This is a genomic window from Streptomyces sp. NPDC041122 (assembly GCF_055592445.1).
In genome coordinates, this window is record NZ_JBVIYQ010000008.1 from 15,352 (window position 1) to 36,289 (window position 20,938).

The following is a 20,938-nucleotide window of genomic DNA, read 5'->3' on the forward strand; positions in this document are numbered from 1 at the left end:
CGCACGGGCCGCTGCACCGATCACCACGATGAACGACGAGGTACGGACTTCATGAACGACCAGATCCAGCCCGAGGGCGACGGCATTGCCGACCACGACCACGGGGCGCTCGGCGACGCCGAGTACGCACAGTTCATGGAGCTCGCCGCCGAGGAGGGCTTCGACGTCGAGGACGTCGAGGGCGCCATCGAGGAGGCGGGCCACGGCCCGCTGCCCGTCCTCGCCGTCATCGGCCGCCCCAATGTCGGCAAGTCGACCCTGGTGAACCGCATCATCGGCCGCCGTGAGGCCGTCGTGGAGGACCGCCCCGGCGTGACCCGCGACCGTGTCACCTACGAGGCCGAGTGGTCCGGCCGCCGCTTCAAGCTCGTCGACACCGGCGGCTGGGAGCAGGACGTCCTCGGCATCGACGCCTCCGTCGCCGCCCAGGCGGAGTACGCCATCGAGGCCGCCGACGCCGTGGTCTTCGTCGTCGACGCCACGGTCGGCGCCACCGACACCGACGAGGCCGTCGTGCGCCTGCTCCGCAAGGCCGGCAAGCCCGTCGTGCTCTGCGCCAACAAGGTCGACGGTCCCTCCGGCGAGGCCGACGCCACCGCCCTGTGGGCCCTCGGTCTCGGTGAGCCGCACCCCGTCTCCGCGCTGCACGGCCGCGGCACCGGCGACATGCTGGACGCCGTCCTGGAGGCGCTGCCCGAGGCGCCCGCGCAGACCTTCGGCGCGGCCATCGGCGGCCCCCGCCGCATCGCCCTCATCGGCCGCCCGAACGTGGGCAAGTCCTCGCTGCTCAACAAGGTGGCCAACGAGGACCGCGTGGTCGTCAACGAGCTGGCGGGCACCACCCGCGACCCGGTCGACGAGCTCATCGAGCTCGGCGGCATCACCTGGAAGTTCGTGGACACGGCGGGCATCCGCAAGCGCGTCCACCTCCAGCAGGGCGCCGACTACTACGCCTCGCTGCGCACCGCCGCCGCCGTCGAGAAGGCGGAGGTCGCGGTGATCCTCATCGACGCCTCCGAGACCATCTCGGTCCAGGACCAGCGCATCGTGACGATGGCCGTCGAGGCGGGCCGCGCGATCGTCGTCGCGTACAACAAGTGGGACACCCTCGACGAGGAGCGCCGCTACTACCTGGAGCGGGAGATCGAGACCGAGCTCGCGCAGGTCGCGTGGGCGCCGCGGGTCAACGTCTCGGCGACCACCGGGCGCCACATGGAGAAGCTCGTCCCGGCGATCGAGACGGCGCTGGACGGCTGGGAGACGCGCGTGCCCACCGGCCGTCTGAACGCCTTCCTCGGCGAGATCGTCGCCTCCCACCCGCACCCGGTCCGCGGCGGCAAGCAGCCCCGCATCCTCTTCGGCACCCAGGCGGGCACCAAGCCGCCGCGGTTCGTCTTCTTCGCCTCCGGCTTCATCGAGGCGGGCTACCGCCGCTTCCTGGAGCGCAGGCTGCGCGAGGAGTTCGGCTTCGAGGGGACGCCGATCCACATCTCGGTGCGGGTGCGCGAGAAGCGCGGCCGCAAGAAGTAATGCGGGCAGGCCCCCGCGCGAATGCCCGGCCCCCCCTCGCGGGGAGGCCGGGCATTCGGCTGTACGGGGTGCGGGCTCAGTGCTCCCGGCGCGGGCCCGGAGGCAGGGCCGCGGGGAACTGGTGGTGGCCCGTGTGGTGGTCGTGCTGGCCGTAGCGGGCGACGTGGAACTGGCCGTACTGGCCGTACTGGCCGTACTGGCCGTACGCGCTGCGCTGGTCGTGCCGCCCGTAGCCGTACGGCCCCGTCCCGAAGCCGACGAACCCCAGGTCCTCCTCGCCCGTCCGGTCGCCCGGCAGGGCCCTGAACGCCCTGAGGTACTCCGAGTACAGCGTGTCGTAGATGGGTGTGGCCGAGTGGCTGCCCGTCGGCTCCTGCGCCGTACGCATGGAAGGGATGGGGCTCTGGTACGCCGGCCGGGGGCGGGAGGGGTCGTATGTGTGCACGTCTGTGCCAACGAAACCGTCGCCCTGCGGATGCGGGGGCCGCGCCGCTTTCCCGGTCCGGCAAAAGTGTGACCGGCGCGTTCGGGTGTCGGGCGCGGCCCCCGGCCGCCGTGGGCTCAGGTGCCGGCGAGCGGCATGGAGGCCGCGACGAGCCGCCCGTGCGTGGCGGCCTTGTCGAGCGCGTCCCGCAGCATGTCCTCGCGCGGCTGGCGGCCGATGGAGCCCGCGGGGGCGGCGAAGAGCAGCACGGTCTGCGTCTTGTTGGCCGCCGTCCGCCAGTCCTCGGTGACCTGCAGCGGGTGGTGCGCCTGCCACCAGGCGACGGGGGAGCCGCCGCCGGTGCCGGGCTGCAGGACGGCGTGCAGCTGGCCCATGGCGAGCAGCACCGACCAGCCGGGCAGCGCGGGCGGCACCGAGTCGAGCGAGGGGACCGGCAGGAAGCCCTGCTCGATCAGGAGCGGCAGGAAGTCGTCGCCGCCGCCGGGCGCGGCGCCGGGGCGGGCGATGGCGCCGGTGGGCTCGACGACGAGGGCCGGGCGCAGCTCGCCGTCGATGAGGACGAGGCCGCTGGTGACGCCGAGCACGGCCTGGTTGGGCGTGGCGTCGTCGGGCGCCTCGCCGTCGTCGCCGGTGATCGACCGTACGGCGCCCTGCAACTGCTCCTCGGAGACCGTGACGATCTGGGAGGGCAGGCAGGTGGCGTGGGCGAAGGCGAGCACGGCCGTCTCGTCGCCGACGAACAGGACGGTGCTGGTGCGCTCCTGTTCGGCGTCGCCCGGGGTGCGGCACGACGTGCAGTCGTAGCTGCCCGGGGTGTTCTCTCCGGCGAGCAGCCGGTCGGCTTCTTCGTCGCCGATCTCGGCGCGTACGTCGTCGCTGACGTCGAGCATGCGCGGCACGGGTGGCTCCTCGGGATCGTCATCTGGGGTGCATGGGGAGGGTGTGACGAGCCGGGCCGTGCCCGGCTCATAAGGAGACAACGGTGGATCAGTGGTGCAGGTCACGCGCGAAGGGGAACGGAATCGAACCATCCGCTGCGGAGGGTGAGACGCCGGGCGGAATCTGTCACTCCGCGCCAACAGGTGGTGCGGGCACGGAAGTTGCGTCGGTGAGCTGAGTCACAGGGGGGCGGGGGGCTTGCCGGGTAAATCCGGTTATCCGCCGACTCAGTGGGTGTCCGGAAGTCGGCGATACCCCCGGTAACTCCCAACTGGCCTGCCGCGACGGGGACTTGGTTGATGGCAGGGCGCGAGGACTCCTAGATTCCACCGCCGTGTGCAGCGAGCACCGCTCGGGTACGTCCGCCGGCCGCAGATCAGTTCCAGCACCGACCCCGGCGGGCGGGGCCGACCGGACCCCGGACGCCGGATGCGCGAGGGGCCCGTACGGCCGGGGGAAGCCCGGGTCCTTCGAGAGGGATCTTCATGTCCGCACGTCCCAAGAGCACGCGCACCACGGCAGTGATCGGAGGGGCCGCACTGCTGGCCCCCCTGGGGCTGCTGGCCGCGACCGGCCAGGCCGGCGCGGCGGACAGCGGAGTCTGGGACCGCATCGCACGGTGCGAGAGCGGCGGCAACTGGCAGATCAACACGGGCAACGGCTACTACGGCGGGCTGCAGTTCTCCGCCGGTACGTGGCGTGCCTACGGCGGCGGGGCCTACGCGCCGACCGCCGACCGGGCGTCGAAGGCACAGCAGATCGCCGTCGCCGCCAAGGTCCAGCGCGCCCAGGGGTGGGGCGCGTGGCCCACCTGCGCGGCCCGGGCCGGAGCGTACGGCGGCGCGCCGTCCGCCGCGGCGCCGGTGCCCAAGAGCGCCAAGCCGGCGCCCGCGACCGCCGGGCAGCGGCCCGGCAAGGCCGCGGTCCGCTCCGACCGCGGGACCTCGCGCGGCGCTCCCGGGAACTGCACCGTCCGCCGGGGCGACACCCTCAGCCGCATCGCGGCGCGGTACGGGACCGGTTGGCAGCGGCTGTACGCCGCCAACCGGCAGACCATCGGCGACGACCCGGACGTGATCGTTCCGGGGCAGCGGCTCTCGGTGTGACCTACCGATAGTCCGACCGGGTGGGGTCGGCTCCGCGGCGGCGCGGCACGTCCAGGGCCCGTCGCGGAGCTGCCTAGCGTGACCCGATGCACCCGAAGTTGACGATGCGCGTTCAGTCCGTGTCCCTGGTCGTCGGCGCGATCCTGGCGGCGACGGCGCTGCCCGCGGCCGCCGCGCCCGCGGCCCCGCCGCCGAAGCCGGGCGCCCCGTCCGCGCCGTACGGCTGCTCCGTGAAGAAGGGGCCGTGGGACTGCCTCGCCCAGTGCGAGAGCAACGGCCGGTGGGACACCAACACCGGCAATGGCTTCTACGGCGGGCTGCAGTTCTACCAGCCCACCTGGGAGCAGTACGGCGGGCTCAAGTACGCGCCGCGCGCCGATCTCGCCACCAGGAAGGAGCAGATCAAGGTGGCGGAGAAGGTGCTGCGGGCCCAGGGCTGGGGAGCCTGGCCGTCCTGCTCCAAGAAGGTGCGGATCGAACGGTTCGACGGCCGCGTCCACCGCGTGACGGCGGGGGAGACGCTCAGCTCGATCGCCCGCCTGTACCAGGTGAAGGGCGGCTGGCAGGCCCTGTACAAGGCCAACCGCTCCGTGATCGGGAGCCGCCCCGACCGGATCCCGGTGGGCCTGGTCCTGGTCGTCCCGGGGCGTCCGGCGGCAGGCCAGGACGGAGCTCGCCCGGCTCCCCGCTGAACACCACCGCGCCCCGGCGCAGTTCGTGCACGACCGCCGCCCGGCCCGCGCCCTCGCGCAGAGCGGGCGGCAGCCGCTGTTCGGCGAGGACCACGCAGGCGCCCGTACCGGCGAGGAGTTCGTACGTGCGGGCCGCGACGGAGGGCGCCATGCCCTGGGTCGGCTCGTCGGCGAGGATCACGCGGGTGTCCGGGAGCAGCGTCCGGGACAGGGCCAGCATGCGCTGTTCGCCGCCGGAGAGGGTGCCCGCGCGGCGGGCGAGGAGCGGGCGCAGCTCGGGGTAGGCGTCCAGGGCGCGGGTGCGGCCGCCCGCGACGCCCGGCAGTTCGAGGTTCTCGGCGACGGTCAGGGAGGCGAACACCGCCTGCCGGTCCGGGACGAAGCACACGCCCTCGGCGGCTCGTGCGTGGGCCGGACTGGGGGTGACGTCCCGGCCGTCCAGGACGACCGCGCCCGCGGTCAGGGCGACCGTGCCGGCGAGGGCGCGCAGGGTCGTGGTGCGGCCGCTGCCGTTGCGGCCGAGGAGCACGGTGAGCGCGGCGGCGGGTGCGGCCAGGGTGAGACCGTGCAGGGCCTCCAGCGGGCCGTAGTGGACGCGGGCGTCGCGCAGTTCGATGCCGCGCATTCAGGGTGCCTCCGCGAGGACCTGGCCGGCGGGGCCCGAGGTGACGATGCGGCCCGCCGTCATCACGTGCACGGTGTCGGCGAGTCCCGCCACGAGGCCGAGGTCGTGCTCGACCACCAGCAGGGCCGTGCCGTCCGCCGCGAGGGCCCGTAACAGCACCGCCAGATCCCGTACTTCGGCCTCGTCCAGACCGGCGGCGGGCTCGTCGAGGAGCAGGGTGTGCGGGTCACCCGCGAGGGCCCTGGCCAGCTCGGTGCGGCGCAGGGCCCCGGTGGAGAGGCCGGCCGCGGGGCGGTCCCGCAGTCCGGTGAGGCCGAGGAGGCGCAGGGCCCGCGCGGTCGACCCGGGGGCGGGGCGTGGCGTCTGCTCCGCGCCCACCCGGACGTTCTCGGCGACGGTGAGCGAGGGGAAGACGGCCAACTGCTGGAAGGTACGGGCCGTGCCGGCCCGGGTGCGGGCGTGCGCGGGGAGGGCGGTGATGTCGCGGGGGCCGAGGGTGATGCGGCCCGAGGCGGGGCGCAGGGTGCCGGCCAGACAGTGGAAGAGGGTGCTCTTGCCCGCGCCGTTGGGGCCGACGACGGCGGTGACGCGGCCGGGCGGAACGGCGAGGCTGACGCCGTCGAGGGCGGTGAACCCGGCGTAGACGACGGTGAGGCGGTGGGCGGTCAGGGTGTGGTCGGGTGCGCGCCGGGTGGGGTGGGCGCCTGGTGGGCGGAGGGCTTGCGCGGGCGCCGGGGGCCCGTCGCTCCTGCCGGGCGCCGCCCCTGCGTCCCCCGGGGCGGCCCGGTCGCCGTGCCGTTCCCGCGGCGGCCCCCACGTCCACGGTGGCCCCCACGTCCCCCACGCCCCCTCCCGTCGGTCCGTCCGCAGGCCGGCGTCGGCGAGGCGGGCGCGGGCCGCTTCGCCCGCGTGGGTGAGGCGCGGGGCGCGGCGGAAGCGGTCGGTCGCCGCGCGCAGCGCCTCGTACGGGCCACCGGGGAAGCGGCCGGTCAGGACCGCCAGGAGGCCGATCAGGGCCGCCGCGACCCCGCCGCGCGTCCCCGCGTCCAGGCCGACCAGGAGGGCCGCCGCGGCCGTCGCCCCGAGCACGCTGTCCGAGCCGAGGACCACGACGGCCGCGAACCAGAGGAGGCCCCGCACGGGGTCGTACGCCCCGGCGTCGAAGGCCCGTTGGCCGAGCGCGAGCATGCCGCCGCCGAGCCCGGCGAGCGCCGCCCCGGTGACGAACGCGGCGAGCTTGAGGACCGGCACCGGCACCCCCGCGGCCGCCGCCCCCGCCTCGTGGTCCCGCATCGCCGCGAGCGCGCGGCCCGTACGCCCCCGGCGCAACGCGCCGACCAGGAGCACCGCCCCGCCCAGGAGGGCGAGTTCGAGGAGGTAGTACGCCCGGTCGTCCGCGAAGCCCGCGGGGCGCCCGACGGTCAGGCCCGCCGTGGCGTACGGCTGGGTGAAGACGAAGCGGCTGACGCCCACGCCGACCGCGAAGGTCGCCAGGGCGAGCGCCAGGCCGTGGCGGCCGATGGCGGGCCATCCGGTCAGCAGGCCGAGCGGTGCCACCAGGAGGACCGCCACCAGCAGGGCCGGCAACTGCGGGAGTCCGGGCAGGCCGGGAAAGCGGCCCGCCGCGAGGAGGGCCGTGAAGAGGGCGCCCAGGCCCGCGTACGCCGCCTGCCCGAGGGAGATCTGGCCGCCGCGCCCGGTGACGACGACGAGCGAGAGCAGGATCACCGCGAGCGCCGGGACCTGGACCGCCGTCGTCAGGTCGGAGCCCGCGAAACCGAGCGGGATGAGGAAGAGCACCGCCGCCACGATCCCCGCGCCGGGCGGCGTCGGAAGCCGGCCCTTCGCGGTGCGCGCAAGCGCGTCCCTCGGGCCGACCCCCGGCAGGATCAGCGCCGCGACCAGCAGGGCGAGCACGAAGAGGTTCGCGCCCGCGGTCTGCAGCAGCTGCTCCGGCAGCCCTCCCGGGTGCAGCCGCGTCAGCTGGCTCTGCGCCACCCCGAGGCCGAGCGCCACCGCCACCGCGACGGGCAGGCTGCGCATACCGGCCGCCACCGCGACGGCCACCACCTCCATGACCAGCAGGGGCATGCCGTAGGGGTCGAGGCGGACCAAGGGGGCGAGCAGGACACCGGTGAGGCCCGCCGTGAAGGAGCCGAACGCCCAGCCCGCGGCGGCCACCCGGTCCGCGTCGATGCCGGAGAGGACGGCGAGTCCGCGGTTGTCCACGACCGCGCGCAGCCGGCCGCCGAACCGGGTCCAGCGCATCGTCGCCCCCACCGCCGCGGCGAGGGCGACGGCCGCGCCGAGCTGGGCCCAGGGGTCGGCGGCCACGAGGGTGGGGGCGTCGTCGCGCGCGCCCGGCCCCCAGACGAGGGCCGCACCGCCGACCAGCAGGACGAAGACGCCGATCGAGGCGACCAGGGTCTGCGCGGGATCGCCGCCGAGCACCGCGAGCGGGCGGAAGACCGCGCGGTCCAGGAGGAGGCCGAGGCCGGGGGCGACCAGCAGCAGCGTCACCGCCGCGGCCACCGGGAGCGGCCAGTGCCACGCGGCCGTCAACTGGCGCAGCACGTAGGCGCAGAGCATCGCGATCGCCCCGTGCGCGAAGTTGAGGACGCCGGTCGCGCGGTAGGTGATGATCAGTCCGATGCCGGTGAGGGCGGCGGCGCCGCCGACCGAGAGCCCGGCCAGCGTGAGGTCGTAGCTCAGGGACGCCACCGGGTCAGTGCTCCGGGTCCGGTACGGGGGCGTCCGGCGGGGAGCCCGGCTCCGGCGGGCGCGGGGGGTCGCAGATCGGGCAGGGGGCGAGGGCGCCGGCGCCGAGGACCGCGGCGTCCGCGGGGACCGCAGCCGGTTTGCCGGCGGCCAGCGGGCAGTCCGCGCGGTGCCAGAGCGTGCCGCCCGGCACCGTCAGGAGCGCGTCACTGGAGGCCACCGGCGACGCGGGCCGCTCCTCCGGGGCCGCCGGCTCCGTCGCCACCAGGAGCCCGTACAACTCCTCGACGCGCGCCGCCGCCAGCGTGTTCCTGCCGTGCGTGAGCAGCACCGCGCCCGCGACGATCAGCGCGGCGCCCGGGATGGTGCAGGAGGCGAGGTAGGGAACCTGCCGCTCGGCGAAGCGCTCACCGGAGACGCCGTACCAGCCGAGCACGCAGAGCACCGCGCCCGCGGCCAGCGTCGCGAGCGCCGCCCACAGCAGGGGAGCGGCGCCGCGTGAGCGGGCCGGGCCTGACGCACCGTCCGTCCGAGCTGTCTGCACCGCCCGCATCGAGGCCCCCTGGGACACGTCGTCGGTCACATCGGTCACGTCGGTGGGCTGTCCATGTCAGCCGATGGCTTGCACTATGCCCTCTGGAAGCCGACGCTGAAAGCTCCGGGCCGTGCCGGTCCGGACCGACACCCGGTGGTGGGCCAGATGGTTCTCGGGAGCAGCCCCAGGCAAGGGACGTACCGCGGGCGGGGCAGAGTGCGGAGCGCGGCGCTGGCGGCCGCCGCGGTCCTGCTGATCGCCCCGGCCGCCGTGGCCTGCGGCGACGACAGCGGGGGCGGGGACGGCGGCAAGCCCCCCGAGCCCTCGGTGCAGAAGTCGTCGGAGCCGGGCGGGGACGGGGCGTCCGCGCCCGCCGACGCGGCGGCCGCCGAGAAGGAGGTCCGCGCCAACTGGGAGAAGTTCTTCGATCCCGGGGTGTCCCTGAAGGACAAGGAGAGCGTCCTGGAGAACGGCCCCGAGATGCGCGCCGTCCTGAAGGGCTTCAGCGGCGACAAGCGGGGCGAGCAGGTCGCGGCGAAGGTCGGGAAGGTCACCTTCTCCGCGGCCGACGAGGCCGACGTGACGTACGCGCTGACGCTGAAGGGCGCCACCGCGCTGCCCGACGCCTCCGGGACGGCCGTCGACGACGACGGCACCTGGAAGGTGTCCGTCAAGACCCTCTGCGCCCTGGTGAAGCTGAGCGGGAATGCGTCGCCAGGGCCGGGCTGCTGAGGCGCTGCTGGCCGTCGTCCTGCTGGTGGTGGGCACGGCCTGCGGGAGCAGGCTGCCCGCGAGCGACTTCGAGCGGCGCGGCACGGCGCCCGCCCCCGCGCGGGGAGCGCCGGTCCGGGTCGGCGTGATCACCAGCGCGACCAGCCCGGTCGGCGGCTCCGCGTTCACCGGACCGCGGGACGGAGCCCGGGCCTACTTCGACCGGCTGAACGCGCGCGGCGGCATCGAAGGGCGCCAGGTCGAGGTGCGCACCTGCGACGACGGCGGCAGCGGCGTCGGCAACAACGACTGCGTGCACAAGCTCGTCGAGGAGGAGAAGGTCGTCGCGCTGGTGGCCACCTCCGCCCTGGACTACGCCGGCGCCGCGCGGGTCTCCCGGGCGGGCGTGCCCGACATCGGCGGACAGCCCATCGGATCGGCGTACGAGACGTATCCGCACCTGTACGGGATCTACGGCAGCCTCGCCCCGCGGAACGGCACTCCGGGGTGGGGCGGCAAGCTGTACGGCGGGACCGAGGTCTACCGCTACCTCAAGCGGAAGCAGGGCGCGCGGACCGCCGCCGTCGTCTCCTACAACCAGGCCGCCTCCGCCGCGTACGCCCGGCTCGTCACCCGGGGGCTGCGGGCCGAGGGGTACGAGGTCGTCACCGAACAGCTCGACTTCGCGCTGCCCAACTTCCGTGCCGCGGCGGCCGACCTGAAGGAGCAGGGCGCCGACCTCGTCTTCGACGCGATGGACACGCACGGCAACGCCCGGCTGTGCGCGGCGATGGACGACGTCGGCGCGAAGGTCACCGCCAAGGTCACCAACGTGCAGAACTGGACCTCGGCCGTCGGCGACGACTACAAGGACGCGCCCCGCTGCCGCAACGCCCTGTGGGCCACCGGTTCGAGCCGCAACTACGCGGACACCGGGCATCCGGCGGTGCGGGCGTTCCGCGCCGCGATGAAGGGCAAGGAGCTCTCCCAGTGGCAGCTGGAGGGGTGGGCGGCCGCCATGTGGTTCGATGACGCCGCGCGGTCCTGCCCGGGCGGTGACATCACCCGCGCGTGTGTCGACCGGTACATGGAGCGCGCCGAGCCGTACTCCGCGCGGGGGCTGCTCGTACCCGTCGCCTTCGAGCACCGTTCGGAGCCACCCACGTCGCGTCGGACGTGTATGTCGGTGGCCCGCTGGCAAGATGGGCGCGGCTGGGTCACCCAAGGCGGCGAAATGACCACGAACTGCTTTGACGTCCCCCAGCTCTCCTACCAGCCTTGATGCGTCGTTTCGCTAAAAGGTTCCCATTTCTGGCTACCGATCAGGCATCTGTTCGGGAACAGGATGGTGAGGAAACCCAACCTTTGGCCAGGAATCCCCGTCTAACCCTTCGGTAGGCGGACGAGGGGGACTGTCCGCATGGAAGCGCGGAATACGGGGACGCATGCACATCTCTTTCCTGATTCACAACGCGTACGGAATCGGAGGGACGATCCGGACGACGTACAACTTGGCGAACACGCTGGCCCAACAGCATGACGTCGAAGTTGTCTCCGTCTTCCGGCACCGGGACGAACCCGTTTTCGAGCCGGATGCGCGTGTCCGGCTCAGCCACCTCGTCGACATCCGCAAGGACACCGCCGGCTACGAGGGCGACGACCCGGAGCACCTGACCCCTGCCCGGACGTTCCCCACCGCCGAAGGCCGCTACGACCAGTACAGCGCGCTCACCGACCGGCGCATCGCCGACCACCTCGCGCGCCTCGACGCGGACGTCGTCGTCGGCACCCGGCCCGGCCTCAACGTGCACATCGCGCGGCAGACCGCGCGCGGGCCGCTGCGGGTGGGCCAGGAGCACCTCACGCTCGACAGCCACTCCAAGGAGCTCCGCCGCCAACTGCGCAGCGTGTACCCGCGCCTGGACGTCCTGACCACGACGACCGAGGCCGACGCCCGCGCGTACACCCGCAAGATGCGGCTGCCCGGCGTGCACGTCCAGGCCGTGCCGAACCCGGTGCCCGCCCCCGGCATCGAGCCCGCCGACGGCTCCCACAAGTGGGTCGTCGCGGCCGGCCGTCTCGCCCCGGTGAAACGGTACGACCTGCTGATCAGGGCCTTCGACAAGGTGCGCCGCGAGCGCCCGGACTGGCGGCTGCGGATCTACGGCGGCGGCAAGCAGAAGGAGAAGCTGCGCGCCCTGATCGACGAACTGGGCCTGTACAACCACGTCTTCCTGATGGGCCCCGCCCACCCCATAGAGCCGGAGTGGGCCAAGGGCTCCATCGCCGCCGTCACCTCCAGCCTTGAGTCGTTCGGCATGACCATCGTCGAGGCGATGCGCTGCGGCCTCCCGGTGGTCGCCACCGACTGCCCGCACGGGCCGGGCGAGATCATCGACAACGGCGTCGACGGACGGCTCGTCGAGACCGGCAACGCCGACGCCATCGCCGGCGGACTGCTCGAACTGATCAACGACGACTCGCTGCGGCAGCGGATGGCGGGCGCGGCGCTCCAGGACTCGGAGCGCTTCGACCCGCAGCGCATCGCCGAGCGCTACGACGCGATGTTCTCCGGGATGCTCGCCCGCGGGGGCTCGCTGGGGGGCCGCGTGCGCGGCACCCTGCACCGCACCCGCGGCGCGCTGCTCGGGGGCGCGTACGCGGTGCGGGATCTCGGCCGGGTACAGACGAAGGGATCGACGGCATGACGGCCTTGGCCACCTCGCAGACGGCAACGCACGCCGGAGACAGGGAGGACGCGGCCACGGCGCCGCGCGCCGACTGCATCGCCGACTCCGCCGGCGGGCTGACCTTCGACGTCACCGACCCCGGCGGGCCCGACGCGGGGGCGGTGCACCTGCTGCTCCGCCGGCGCGACGCCGAGTCCGCCGAGGACTACGTGCGGCTGCCGCTCTCCCCGTCGGCGGACGGCCGGCTGCGGGCCGCGCTGCCCAGCAGCGTCGAGCTCGCCGAGGGCCGCTGGAACGCCTACGTCGAGGTCCCCGGCGGCGAGCCGCGCCGCCTGATGCCCGGCGTCAACGACCTGCGCTCGCTGGTCGACCGCGCCCCCAGCGGCAGCCGCGGCCACGTCGCGGTGCGCATCCCCTACGCGACGAAGCAGGGCAACCTCTCGGTGCGCAGCTGGCTGCGCGCGCCGCACGCAGAGTCCGGCGAGATCGAGATCACCGGGACAGCCGTGACCGTGCACGGCCGGGTGTACGGCACCGAACTCACCGCCGCCGCGCACGTCGAGGCCGTCCGGCGCGCTGAGCCCGGCCGCGTCCACCGCGCCGACGTCACCGCCGAGGGCCCCCGGTTCACCGTCGACCTGGCGTACGGCCCGCTCGTCGAGGGCGGCACCGGACCCTGGGACCTGTGGCTGCGCCCGGCCGGCGAGAGCGGTCCCCGGGTGCGGCTGGCCCGGCTCCTGGACGACGTCGCGGACAAGAAGGCGATCTTCACGTACCCGGGAGCGGCCGTGGAGTCGACGGCGGGCGGCAAGGCCGAGGTCGGCCTGTACTACACCGTCGACAACGACCTGTCGCTGCGCGTCCGGGCCGAGGAGGGGGGCGGGGCCGGCGGCTGAGACCGCGGACCGTCGCTGTCCTCGGTCACCGGCACCATCACGTACATGTTGGAGACCTCGGCACGACTGCTCCGCCTGCTGTCCCTGTTGCAGGCCCACAGGGAATGGTCGGGTCCCGATCTCGCCGACCGGCTCGGCGTCACCCCGCGCACCGTCCGGCGGGACGTGGACCGGCTGCGGGAGCTCGGCTATCCCGTCCACGCCAGCCCGGGCACCGGCGGCGGCTACCGGCTCGGCGCGGGCGCCGAGCTGCCGCCGCTGCTCCTGGACGACGACGAGGCGGTCGCGGTCGCCGTCGGCCTGCGCACCGCAGCGGGCCAGGGCGTCGAGGGCATCGGGGAGAGCTCGGTCCGCGCGCTCTCCAAGCTGGAACAGGTGCTGCCGGGCAGGCTGCGCCGCCGGGTGGGCGCGCTGACCGCGTACACCGTGCCGATGCTGCGCGCCCCGCTGCCGCGGGGCGTCGACCCGGCCGTCCTCACCGAACTCGCCGACCTCTGCCGGGACGGGGAGCGGCTGCGGTTCGCCTACCGCGACCACGACGGCAGCGCGACCCGCAGGACCGTCGAGCCGCACCGCCTCGTCTGCACCGAGCGGCGCTGGTACCTGGTGGCCTGGGACCTCGACCGCGACGACTGGCGCACGTTCCGCGCCGACCGCATCGAACCCCGGCCGCCGCACGGCCCCCGGTTCGCGCCGCGCACCCCGCCGGCCGAGGACCTCGCGGCCTACGTCTCGCGGGGCATCTCCACCCGCGCCTACGCGGTGCGCGGCGTGGTCCGCCTCCTCGTCCCGCTGGCGGAGGCGGCCCAGCGGATCGGCCCGGCCGACGGCACGCTGGAGGCGGAGACCGAGGAGACCTGCCTGCTGCGCACCGGGGCGGCCGGCCTGGATCTGCTGGTCTTCCATGTGCTGTTCATGGGCATCGAGTTCGAGGTCGTCGAGCCCGTGGAGCTCGCCGACCGGATCAGGTCGTCGCGGGACCTCCTGAGCCGGGCCCTGGACCGGGGTGTTCCGTCTGCGGATCCGCCGAGCGCTGACCCAGGTCCCGCACCGCGGACGCCGCGTAGTCGGGATGGTGCAGATCGAACGCCGGGGACTCCGAGCGGATCCGGGGGAGGGTGACGAAGTTGTGCCGCGGCGGCGGGCAGGACGTCGCCCACTCCAGGGAGCGGCCGAACCCCCAGGGGTCGTCGACCTCGACCTTCGTGCCGTAGCGGGCCGTCTTCCAGACGTTGTGGAGGAACGGCAGCGTGGACATGCCGAGGAGGAACGCGCCGATGGACGACAGGGTGTTGAGCACCGTGAAGCCGTCCGCCGCCAGATAGTCGGCGTAGCGGCGCGGCATGCCCTCCGCGCCCAGCCAGTGCTGGACCAGGAACGTGGTGTGGAAGCCCACGAAGAGCGTCCAGAAGTGGATCTTCCCGAGCCGTTCGTCGAGCATCTTGCCGGTCAGCTTCGGCCACCAGAAGTAGAAGCCGCCGAAGGTCGCGAAGACGACGGTGCCGAACACCACGTAGTGGAAGTGGGCGACGACGAAGTAGCTGTCGGTGACGTGGAAGTCGAGCGGGGGTGAGGCGAGGATGACGCCGGTCAGGCCGCCGAAGAGGAAGCTCACCAGGAAGCCGACCGCCCAGAGCATGGGTGTCTCGAAGGACAGCGAGCCCCTGAGCATCGTGCCCGTCCAGTTGAAGAACTTCACGCCTGTCGGGACCGCGATGAGGAAGGACACGAAGGAGAAGAAGGGCAGCAGGACGGCTCCGGTGGCGAACATGTGGTGCGCCCACACGACGACCGAGAGGCCGGTGATGGCCATCGTCGCGCCGACCAGTGGCAGATAGCCGAAGATCGGCTTGCGGCTGAAGACCGGGATGATCTCCGTGATGATGCCGAAGAACGGCAGCGCGATGATGTAGACCTCGGGGTGCCCGAAGAACCAGAACAGGTGCTGCCACAGCAGCGCACCGCCGTTCTCCGGGGCGAAGACGAGCGAGTTCAGGCGCCGGTCCGCCTCCAGGACCAGCAGCGCGGCGGCGAGCACGGGGAACGCGATCAGCACCAGGATCGAGGTGAAGAGCACGTTCCAGGTGAAGACCGGCATGCGGAACATCGTCATGCCGGGCGCCCGCATCCCGATGATGGTGGTCAGGAAGTTGACCGAGCCGAGGATCGTGCCGAAGCCGGAGAGCGCGAGCCCCATGATCCACAGGTCGGCGCCGATGCCGGGCGAGCGCTCCATGCTGTTGAGCGGCGCGTACGCGAACCAGCCGAACCCGGCGGGCCCGCTCGGCACGAAGAGCGAGCCGATCACCATCAGGCCGCCGAAGAGGAACAGCCAGTACGAGAGCATGTTGAGCCGCGGGAAGGCGACGTCGGGCGAGCCGATCTGCAGCGGCATGATCTCGTTGGCGAACCCCGCGAAGGTGGGCGTCGCGAAGAGCAGCAGCATGATCGTGCCGTGCATGGTGAAGGCCTGGTTGAACTCCTCGTTGGTCATCAGCTGCAGCCCCGGGCGGGCCAGTTCGGCCCGCATCAGCAGGGCCAGCACGCCGGCGAGCAGGAAGAAGACGAACGAGGTGATGAGGTAGAGGTGGCCGATCTTCTTGTGGTCCGTGGTGGTCAGCCAGTCCACGACGATCCGGCCGGGCCCCCGGTCCCGCACCGGCCGTGTCCTCGCGCGCGCCGTCTCGGTCCCCATCGCCCGCCCCTTCGCCGTCGCGTACCGCGCCTGTTCGAAGCCTGATTCGAGCTCACGCCATGATGCTCGTGTCACCCCGGCTCCGACAGGGGGCGTATGCGTCGTTCCCGGGCGTCGCGGACCCGGCGACGACAGGCCGGAATGGAGAATTCCCCCATGCGTCGTCACATCCCGCGCGGGGGCCGGGATTCGGAATTGCGGAGAGCCCGTAAAGGTGTCGTGTCGTTATTCGGCGACATATTTTCCGCGGTTGTCGCGGGCCGGTCGGCGGTCTGTCGAAAGTGCCCGCCAATTAAGCCGTTACGGGCACGGAACCGCCCATACGTGTGACGGAGTTCGACCGAAACGCGCGTCGTGATCCTGTGACAGAAGCGTGACCGGAGAGGTACCGGTGACGCATGGTGTCCGGCCCCGGCCTTCCACGGGCGTGCCGCGCCGCCTAACGTGGCGGCCATGGCACCTATTCCGACCCCTCCCACAGAGCCCCAGGACAGCCCGGACGGCTACGTCGGCCTGCCGGCCGACGGCGCCGAGCACCAGGCGCGCGAGCGCGGCTGGTCCACCGTCAGGTCGCTGCCGCCGGGCACGGTCATCACCATGGAGTACCTCGCGGGACGCCTCAACTTCGAGGTGAAGGACGGCGTCGTGACGCGCTGCTGGAAGGGCTGAGCGCCACCGCTGCCCCGCTGTCCGTCCCCGCCCTGCCAACCACGAAGGCCCCGGATCCTGTACGGATCCGGGGCCTTCGGGGTGCGGGGGTGGGTTGTGCGTACCGGCCCCCGCGTCTTCGGGGTCAGCCGCCCGCCACCGGGCGCGGCGACGTGGTGCCGCGTGAGGTGCGGTCGGTGTGCGGTGGACGGCGGCTGCCCGCGGGGGTGACCGGGGTCCGCTCGGAGCGGGCGGTGTGCGGGCCGGGCGCGAGGTAGGCCGCCGGGCGTGCGGCGCGGGCGGCGCCGACCGGCTCACGCGCGGGCGCCGAGTCGTCGGCCGCGGGGCGCTGCGGGACCATCGCCGGGGCGCCGACCGGGGTGGGCTCGGGGCCGGGGACGGTGACGATGCCGGAGCGGCGGGCGCGCCAGGCCTCGCGGACGCGGAAGATGGCGGCCTCGACGCGGGCGATGAGGGGCTCGCACCAGGGCAGCGCGAGCAGGATGAGCAGCCCCGCGGCCCAGCCGAGGAGAACATCGCTCAGCCAGTGCGTACCGAGGTAGACGGTGGTGAGTCCGACGCTCAGGGAGACCACCGCGGAGAGGGCCGACAGATAGCGGCGGGTCCGCGGGGTGGAGGCGAGGTAGGCCAGGATTCCCCAGGTCACGACGGCGTTGGCGGTGTGGCCGGAGGGGAATATATCGCCGCCGAGCCACATCTCGTTCGAGCCGATCACGGTGGCGTAGTGCGGGCCGAGGCGGCCCATGCCGAGCTTGGCGGCGCCCACCGTGACGTTGAGCAGGAGCAGGGCGGCACCGAACATCAGGAGCGGGCGCAGCGAGTGCTGCCGCCAGGAGCGCCAGCCGAGCCAGGCCGCGACCATGACGGCGGTCGGGCCGCGCTGGCCGAGGACGACCCAGTAGTCGAGGAAGGCGTGGATCTCCGGCCACTGCTGGTAGGGCCGGAAGAACATGACCTGCCAGTCGAACCGCACCAGCCACGAGGTGGCGAGCACGGCGACGACGATGGCCAGGTAGAAGGCCAGAGTCGCGCTGAAGAGCACGACCCTGTGCCGGCTCATCCTCGGCACATCGAGGTGGGTCGGTCGTTCCGGCTCACGGTCCAGCCGGGCGAAGACCCGATCCAGACGGGTGAGGTTTCGTTCGGTACGCACTCAATCGACGTTACAGCGAGTGAGTCTGGCACTAGGCCGAATCAGTGGCTTTGTGATGACGATGTGATGTGGGATTGATCTCAGGGCGGGGTTTATTCCGGGGGATTCCTGAATGCGGACAGTCGCCCTTGCATAATTCGTTGATCGTTTGCTGGGCGGTTTTATGGCCCTTATGAATTCGTTCACCGGGACCTGGCGTGGAATTTCCCGTTCGATCACCGGGAGCCCGCAGAAACGATCATGACGTGATCGGGGCGCGTCCGTGCCATTCGGCCGGAACGCCCTGGACCGGAGCCGGGCGCGCCCCTTCGCGGGGCGGGGCCCGCGCGCCGCCACGGGGCATGACCGCGGGGCCGGGACGTGGCGCACGCCACACCGCTTCCGTGCAACCGTGAGAGGTCCACCACGCGCCCCCGGCGAGTACTCGCGTACGCTGACGGCTCACTCGCCCTAGTCTGCGCCGCCCGGAGCAGGGAGTTCGCATCCCGCCCGCCGCCGACGCGAGGGACCACTGGGAGGTACGCACATGTCCGGGACGACCACGGCCGCGCCACTGCAGAGCCGTCGGGGGTCCGGGGCCGGTGCCGGGGCCAACCGCTGGGTGGTGCTGGTCGTCCTCTGCGTGAGCCTGCTGCTCGTCGCCGTCGACGCCACCGTGCTGCACGTCGCGGTGCCCGCGGTCACCGAGGACCTGAAGCCCGGCGCGATAGAACTGCTGTGGATCGTCGACATCTACCCGCTGGTCTGCGCCGCGCTCCTCATCCTCTTCGGCACGCTCGGCGACCGGGTCGGCCGCAGACGCGTCCTCCTCCTCGGATACGCCCTCTTCGGTGTCGCCTCGGCCGTCGCGGCCCTCGCCGACAACGCGCAGATCCTCATCGGCGCCCGGGCCCTGCTCGGCGTCGGCGGAGCGATGATCATGCCCGCCACCCTGTCGATCCTGCGCCAGGTCTTCCCCGACCGGCGCGAGCGCGCCCTCGCCATCGGCATCTGGAGCGCGGTCGCCGCGGTGGGCGCCGCCGTCGGCCCGCTGCTCGGCGGTTTCCTCCTCGAACACTTCTGGTGGGGCTCGGTCTTCCTCATCAACATCCCGCTGATGCTGGTCAGCCTGCCCATCGGACGCTGGCTGCTGCCCGAGTCGACCGGCGCCCGGAACGGGCCGTGGGACGTCGTCGGCGCGCTGATGGCGGCGGCCGGGCTCTTCGGCGTCGTCCTCGGGGTGAAGCGGCTCGGCGGCGGGGAGTCGCCGCTCGGCCCGACCACCCTGACCGCGCTGGCCGTGGGCGCCGCGCTGCTCGCCGGCTTCGTGCGCCGCCAGCGCCGTCGCAGGTATCCGCTGGTCGACCTGTCGATGTTCGCGCGGCCCGCGTTCAGCACCTCGGTCGGCTGCATCGTCCTCGCCATGCTCGCCCTGGTGGGCCTGGAGCTGATCGCCGCGCAGTACCTCCAGCTGGTGCTGGGCCTCTCCCCGCTGGAGACCGGGCTGCGGCTGCTGCCCCTCACCGTCGCCGCGATGGCCGCGGGCCTCGCCGGATCGAAGCTGCTCGGCGGCCTCGGGCCGCGCACGATGGTCTGCTCCGGTTTCTGCCTCACCGCGCTCGCCGTGCTCGTCCTCACCGGCATGGGCGGCCACGCCAACGACGGGCTGCTGCTCGCGGGCTTCGTCCTGCTGGGCTTCGGCCTGGAGACCACGCTCTTCGGGGCGTACGAGTCGATGCTCAGCGAGGCGCCGGCGGCCCAAGCGGGCGGCGCCGCGGCGATCGGCGAGACGTCCTACCAGCTCGGCGCGGGCATCGGCATCGCGCTGCTCGGCAGCGTCATGAACGCGGCGTACGCGCCGGGGCTCTCCTCGGTACGGGGGGTTCCGGCGGCGGACAGTGCGGCGGCGAGTCACTCGCTGGGCGAGGCCTACGAGGTCGCCGCGCGGCTCGGCGGGGGGTCGGGGGCGGCCCTGCGGACCGCGGCGCGGGACTCCTTCGTGCACGGGCTGCATGTGACCTTGCTGGTCAGCGCCGGGCTGTTGCTGCTCGGCGCGGTGGCCGCGCTGCGGTTGCCTCGGGGGATGGAGTGCGGGGCGCCTGCGACGCGGCTTGAACCGGGGGTGCCCGGGCCCCGGGAGGCGGGGCGGGTCGGGGCCGGGGCTTCTGTGGACGTCTGACTTTCGGTGCGGGTTGTCCGTGGCTGGTCGCGCAGTTCCCCGCGCCCCTGAATGGGGCGCCGTCGCCCGTACGCCCAGGGGCTCTGGACGTGGGGGAGACTGCGTCGTAACGTCAGCGCGAACCATGGCTAACTAACAGCGCTAGTTTTGTGTCGCCGGAGGCCCGCATGTCCGCAAGTGCCCGCACCCCGCTGCCGCCCTTCGACCCCGCCGATCCGCTCGGCATCGACGACCTCCTCGACCCCGAGGACCTCGCCATCCGTGACACCGTCCGGACCTGGGCGGCCGACCGGGTCCTGCCGCACATCGCCGACTGGTACGAGAGGGGCGAGCTGCCCGACATCCGGGGGCTCGCCCGGGAGCTCGGGTCCATCGGCGCGCTCGGCATGTCCCTGGAGGGATACGGGTGTGCGGGCGCCAGTTCCGTGCAGTACGGCCTCGCCTGTCTGGAGCTGGAGGCGGCCGACTCCGGGATCCGCTCCCTCGTCTCCGTGCAGGGCTCCCTCGCCATGTACGCGATCCACCGCTTCGGCTCCGAGGAGCAGAAGCAGCGCTGGCTGCCGGGGATGGCCGCCGGCGAGATCATCGGCTGCTTCGGGCTGACCGAACCGGACCACGGCTCCGACCCGGCGTCCATGCGCACGCACGCCAAGAAGGACGGGCCGGACTGGATCCTCACCGGGCGCAAGATGTGGATCACCAACGGATCCGTGGCGGGCGTCGCCGTCGTCTGGGCCCAGACCGACGAGGGCGTCAGGGGATTCGTCGTACCCACCGACACGCCGGGCTTCTCGGCGCCCGAGATCCGGCACAAGTGGTCGCTGCGCGCCAGCGTCACCAGTGAGCTGGTCCTCGACGAGGTCCGGCTGCCCGCGGACGCCGTGCTGCCCGAGGTCGTCGGCCTGAAGGGACCGCTCAGCTGTCTCTCGCACGCGCGCTACGGCATCGTCTGGGGAGCCATGGGCGCGGCCCGCTCCTCCTTCGAGGCGGCCGTTCAGTACGCGAAGACCCGCGAGCAGTTCGGCCGGCCCATCGGCGGCTTCCAGCTCACCCAGGCCAAGCTCGCCGACATGGCCCTCGAACTGCACAAGGGCATCCTGCTCGCCCACCACCTGGGGCGGCGCCTGGACGCGGGCAGGCTCCGTCCCGAACAGATCAGCTTCGGCAAGCTCAACAACACACGGGAGGCGATCGAGATCTGCCGTACGGCCAGGACGATCCTGGGCGCCAACGGGATCTCCCTCGAGTACCCCGTGATGCGGCACGCGACGAACCTCGAATCGGTGCTCACCTACGAGGGCACCGTCGAGATGCACCAGCTGGTTCTGGGCAAGGCGCTCACCGGTCTCGACGCCTTCCGGTGAGCGGCCCTGCCC

Annotated in this window: 16 protein-coding genes and 2 pseudogenes; 11 read left to right on the forward strand and 7 right to left on the reverse strand. The window is 73.2% G+C overall.

Annotated features, from left to right (window positions below; all coding sequences use genetic code 11):
• Positions 1-51 precede the first annotated feature (51 nt).
• A complete protein-coding gene (gene der / locus ACZ6B8_RS26770) occupies positions 52-1,530 on the forward strand; it encodes a ribosome biogenesis GTPase Der (RefSeq protein ID WP_471080100.1) in 1,479 nt (492 codons plus the stop codon).
• A 76-nt stretch (positions 1,531-1,606) separates the two neighbouring features.
• Here der and ACZ6B8_RS26775 read toward each other — a convergent pair whose 3' ends face one another.
• Positions 1,607-1,918 carry a hypothetical protein gene (locus tag ACZ6B8_RS26775; RefSeq protein ID WP_471608940.1) on the reverse strand — a complete coding sequence of 104 codons (312 nt, stop codon included), beginning with the start codon at positions 1,916-1,918 and terminating at the stop codon, positions 1,607-1,609.
• A gap of 173 nt (positions 1,919-2,091) precedes the next feature.
• The gene (locus ACZ6B8_RS26780; protein WP_471080106.1) at positions 2,092-2,874 is read right to left on the reverse strand and encodes a hypothetical protein; all 783 of its coding nucleotides are present in this window, start codon (positions 2,872-2,874) and stop codon (positions 2,092-2,094) included.
• Positions 2,875-3,399: 525 nt separating this feature from the next.
• Here ACZ6B8_RS26780 and ACZ6B8_RS26785 point away from each other — a divergent pair.
• Positions 3,400-4,020 (forward strand): LysM peptidoglycan-binding domain-containing protein, encoded by a 621-nt coding sequence (locus tag ACZ6B8_RS26785; protein WP_471080109.1) that lies wholly within the window; start codon positions 3,400-3,402, stop codon positions 4,018-4,020.
• An 86-nt stretch (positions 4,021-4,106) separates the two neighbouring features.
• Positions 4,107-4,712 (forward strand): transglycosylase family protein, encoded by a 606-nt coding sequence (locus tag ACZ6B8_RS26790; protein ID WP_471608941.1) that lies wholly within the window; start codon positions 4,107-4,109, stop codon positions 4,710-4,712.
• On the opposite strand, the pseudogene ACZ6B8_RS26795 reads toward ACZ6B8_RS26790, so the two are convergent.
• From ACZ6B8_RS26795 to ACZ6B8_RS26805, 3 genes and pseudogenes are all read right to left on the reverse strand, one after another.
• Positions 4,690-5,337 (reverse strand): annotated as a pseudogene (locus ACZ6B8_RS26795) (ATP-binding cassette domain-containing protein); the annotation flags it as partial. The gene ACZ6B8_RS26790 and the pseudogene ACZ6B8_RS26795 sit on opposite strands and share 23 nt — an antisense overlap.
• On the reverse strand, positions 5,338-8,058 hold the full coding sequence (locus ACZ6B8_RS26800; RefSeq protein ID WP_471608942.1) for an ABC transporter permease subunit: 2,721 nt from the start codon (positions 8,056-8,058) through the stop codon (positions 5,338-5,340). It abuts the pseudogene before it with no gap.
• A gap of 4 nt (positions 8,059-8,062) precedes the next feature.
• Positions 8,063-8,608: a hypothetical protein gene (locus tag ACZ6B8_RS26805; RefSeq protein WP_471609163.1), complete on the reverse strand. Its 546-nt coding sequence runs from the start codon at positions 8,606-8,608 to the stop codon at positions 8,063-8,065.
• A 147-nt stretch (positions 8,609-8,755) separates the two neighbouring features.
• Between ACZ6B8_RS26805 and ACZ6B8_RS26810 the strand changes: the two genes are divergently transcribed.
• From ACZ6B8_RS26810 to ACZ6B8_RS26830, 5 genes are all read left to right on the forward strand, one after another.
• The gene (locus ACZ6B8_RS26810; RefSeq protein WP_471608943.1) at positions 8,756-9,322 is read left to right on the forward strand and encodes an MTB12 C-terminal domain-containing protein; all 567 of its coding nucleotides are present in this window, start codon (positions 8,756-8,758) and stop codon (positions 9,320-9,322) included.
• A complete protein-coding gene (locus ACZ6B8_RS26815; protein WP_471608944.1) occupies positions 9,297-10,583 on the forward strand; it encodes an ABC transporter substrate-binding protein in 1,287 nt (428 codons plus the stop codon). The genes ACZ6B8_RS26810 and ACZ6B8_RS26815 overlap by 26 nt, the downstream gene beginning before the upstream one ends.
• A 163-nt stretch (positions 10,584-10,746) precedes the next feature.
• Complete coding sequence (locus tag ACZ6B8_RS26820) at positions 10,747-12,009, forward strand: glycosyltransferase family 4 protein (protein ID WP_471608945.1); 1,263 nt, start codon at positions 10,747-10,749, stop codon at positions 12,007-12,009.
• On the forward strand, positions 12,006-12,887 hold the full coding sequence (locus tag ACZ6B8_RS26825) for a hypothetical protein (protein ID WP_471080127.1): 882 nt from the start codon (positions 12,006-12,008) through the stop codon (positions 12,885-12,887). The genes ACZ6B8_RS26820 and ACZ6B8_RS26825 overlap by 4 nt, the downstream gene beginning before the upstream one ends.
• A 45-nt stretch (positions 12,888-12,932) precedes the next feature.
• On the forward strand, positions 12,933-14,009 hold the full coding sequence (locus tag ACZ6B8_RS26830) for a helix-turn-helix transcriptional regulator (protein ID WP_471608946.1): 1,077 nt from the start codon (positions 12,933-12,935) through the stop codon (positions 14,007-14,009).
• Position 14,010: 1 nt separating this feature from the next.
• Here ACZ6B8_RS26830 and ctaD read toward each other — a convergent pair.
• A pseudogene (ctaD, locus tag ACZ6B8_RS26835) lies at positions 14,011-15,582 on the reverse strand (aa3-type cytochrome oxidase subunit I); the annotation flags it as partial.
• Between the two features lie 453 nt (positions 15,583-16,035).
• On the opposite strand from ctaD, the gene ACZ6B8_RS26840 reads away from it, so the two are divergent.
• A complete protein-coding gene (locus tag ACZ6B8_RS26840) occupies positions 16,036-16,251 on the forward strand; it encodes an I78 family peptidase inhibitor (protein WP_471080132.1) in 216 nt (71 codons plus the stop codon).
• 124 nt (positions 16,252-16,375) lie between these two features.
• Here ACZ6B8_RS26840 and ACZ6B8_RS26845 read toward each other — a convergent pair whose 3' ends face one another.
• Complete coding sequence (locus tag ACZ6B8_RS26845; RefSeq protein ID WP_471608947.1) at positions 16,376-17,404, reverse strand: phosphatase PAP2 family protein; 1,029 nt, start codon at positions 17,402-17,404, stop codon at positions 16,376-16,378.
• Between the two features lie 526 nt (positions 17,405-17,930).
• Here ACZ6B8_RS26845 and ACZ6B8_RS26850 point away from each other — a divergent pair.
• Positions 17,931-19,562, forward strand: coding sequence for an MFS transporter (locus ACZ6B8_RS26850; protein ID WP_471608948.1), 1,632 nt, complete (start codon positions 17,931-17,933; stop codon positions 19,560-19,562).
• A 167-nt stretch (positions 19,563-19,729) separates the two neighbouring features.
• On the forward strand, positions 19,730-20,926 hold the full coding sequence (locus ACZ6B8_RS26855; RefSeq protein ID WP_471608949.1) for an acyl-CoA dehydrogenase family protein: 1,197 nt from the start codon (positions 19,730-19,732) through the stop codon (positions 20,924-20,926).
• Positions 20,927-20,938: the final 12 nt, after the last annotated feature.

Coding starts and splice junctions, on each gene's coding strand:
- ACZ6B8_RS26820 (WP_471608945.1), top strand. CDS start 10,747: ATGCACATCTCTTTCCTGATTCACAACGCGTACGGAATCGGAGGGACG.
- der (WP_471080100.1), top strand. CDS start 52: ATGAACGACCAGATCCAGCCCGAGGGCGACGGCATTGCCGACCACGAC.
- ACZ6B8_RS26840 (WP_471080132.1), top strand. CDS start 16,036: ATGGCACCTATTCCGACCCCTCCCACAGAGCCCCAGGACAGCCCGGAC.
- ACZ6B8_RS26815 (WP_471608944.1), top strand. CDS start 9,297: ATGCGTCGCCAGGGCCGGGCTGCTGAGGCGCTGCTGGCCGTCGTCCTG.
- ACZ6B8_RS26790 (WP_471608941.1), top strand. CDS start 4,107: ATGCACCCGAAGTTGACGATGCGCGTTCAGTCCGTGTCCCTGGTCGTC.
- ACZ6B8_RS26810 (WP_471608943.1), top strand. CDS start 8,756: ATGGTTCTCGGGAGCAGCCCCAGGCAAGGGACGTACCGCGGGCGGGGC.
- ACZ6B8_RS26855 (WP_471608949.1), top strand. CDS start 19,730: ATGTCCGCAAGTGCCCGCACCCCGCTGCCGCCCTTCGACCCCGCCGAT.
- ACZ6B8_RS26805 (WP_471609163.1), bottom strand. CDS start 8,608: ATGCGGGCGGTGCAGACAGCTCGGACGGACGGTGCGTCAGGCCCGGCC.
- ACZ6B8_RS26850 (WP_471608948.1), top strand. CDS start 17,931: ATGTCCGGGACGACCACGGCCGCGCCACTGCAGAGCCGTCGGGGGTCC.
- ACZ6B8_RS26830 (WP_471608946.1), top strand. CDS start 12,933: ATGTTGGAGACCTCGGCACGACTGCTCCGCCTGCTGTCCCTGTTGCAG.
- ACZ6B8_RS26785 (WP_471080109.1), top strand. CDS start 3,400: ATGTCCGCACGTCCCAAGAGCACGCGCACCACGGCAGTGATCGGAGGG.
- ACZ6B8_RS26825 (WP_471080127.1), top strand. CDS start 12,006: ATGACGGCCTTGGCCACCTCGCAGACGGCAACGCACGCCGGAGACAGG.
- ACZ6B8_RS26775 (WP_471608940.1), bottom strand. CDS start 1,918: ATGCGTACGGCGCAGGAGCCGACGGGCAGCCACTCGGCCACACCCATC.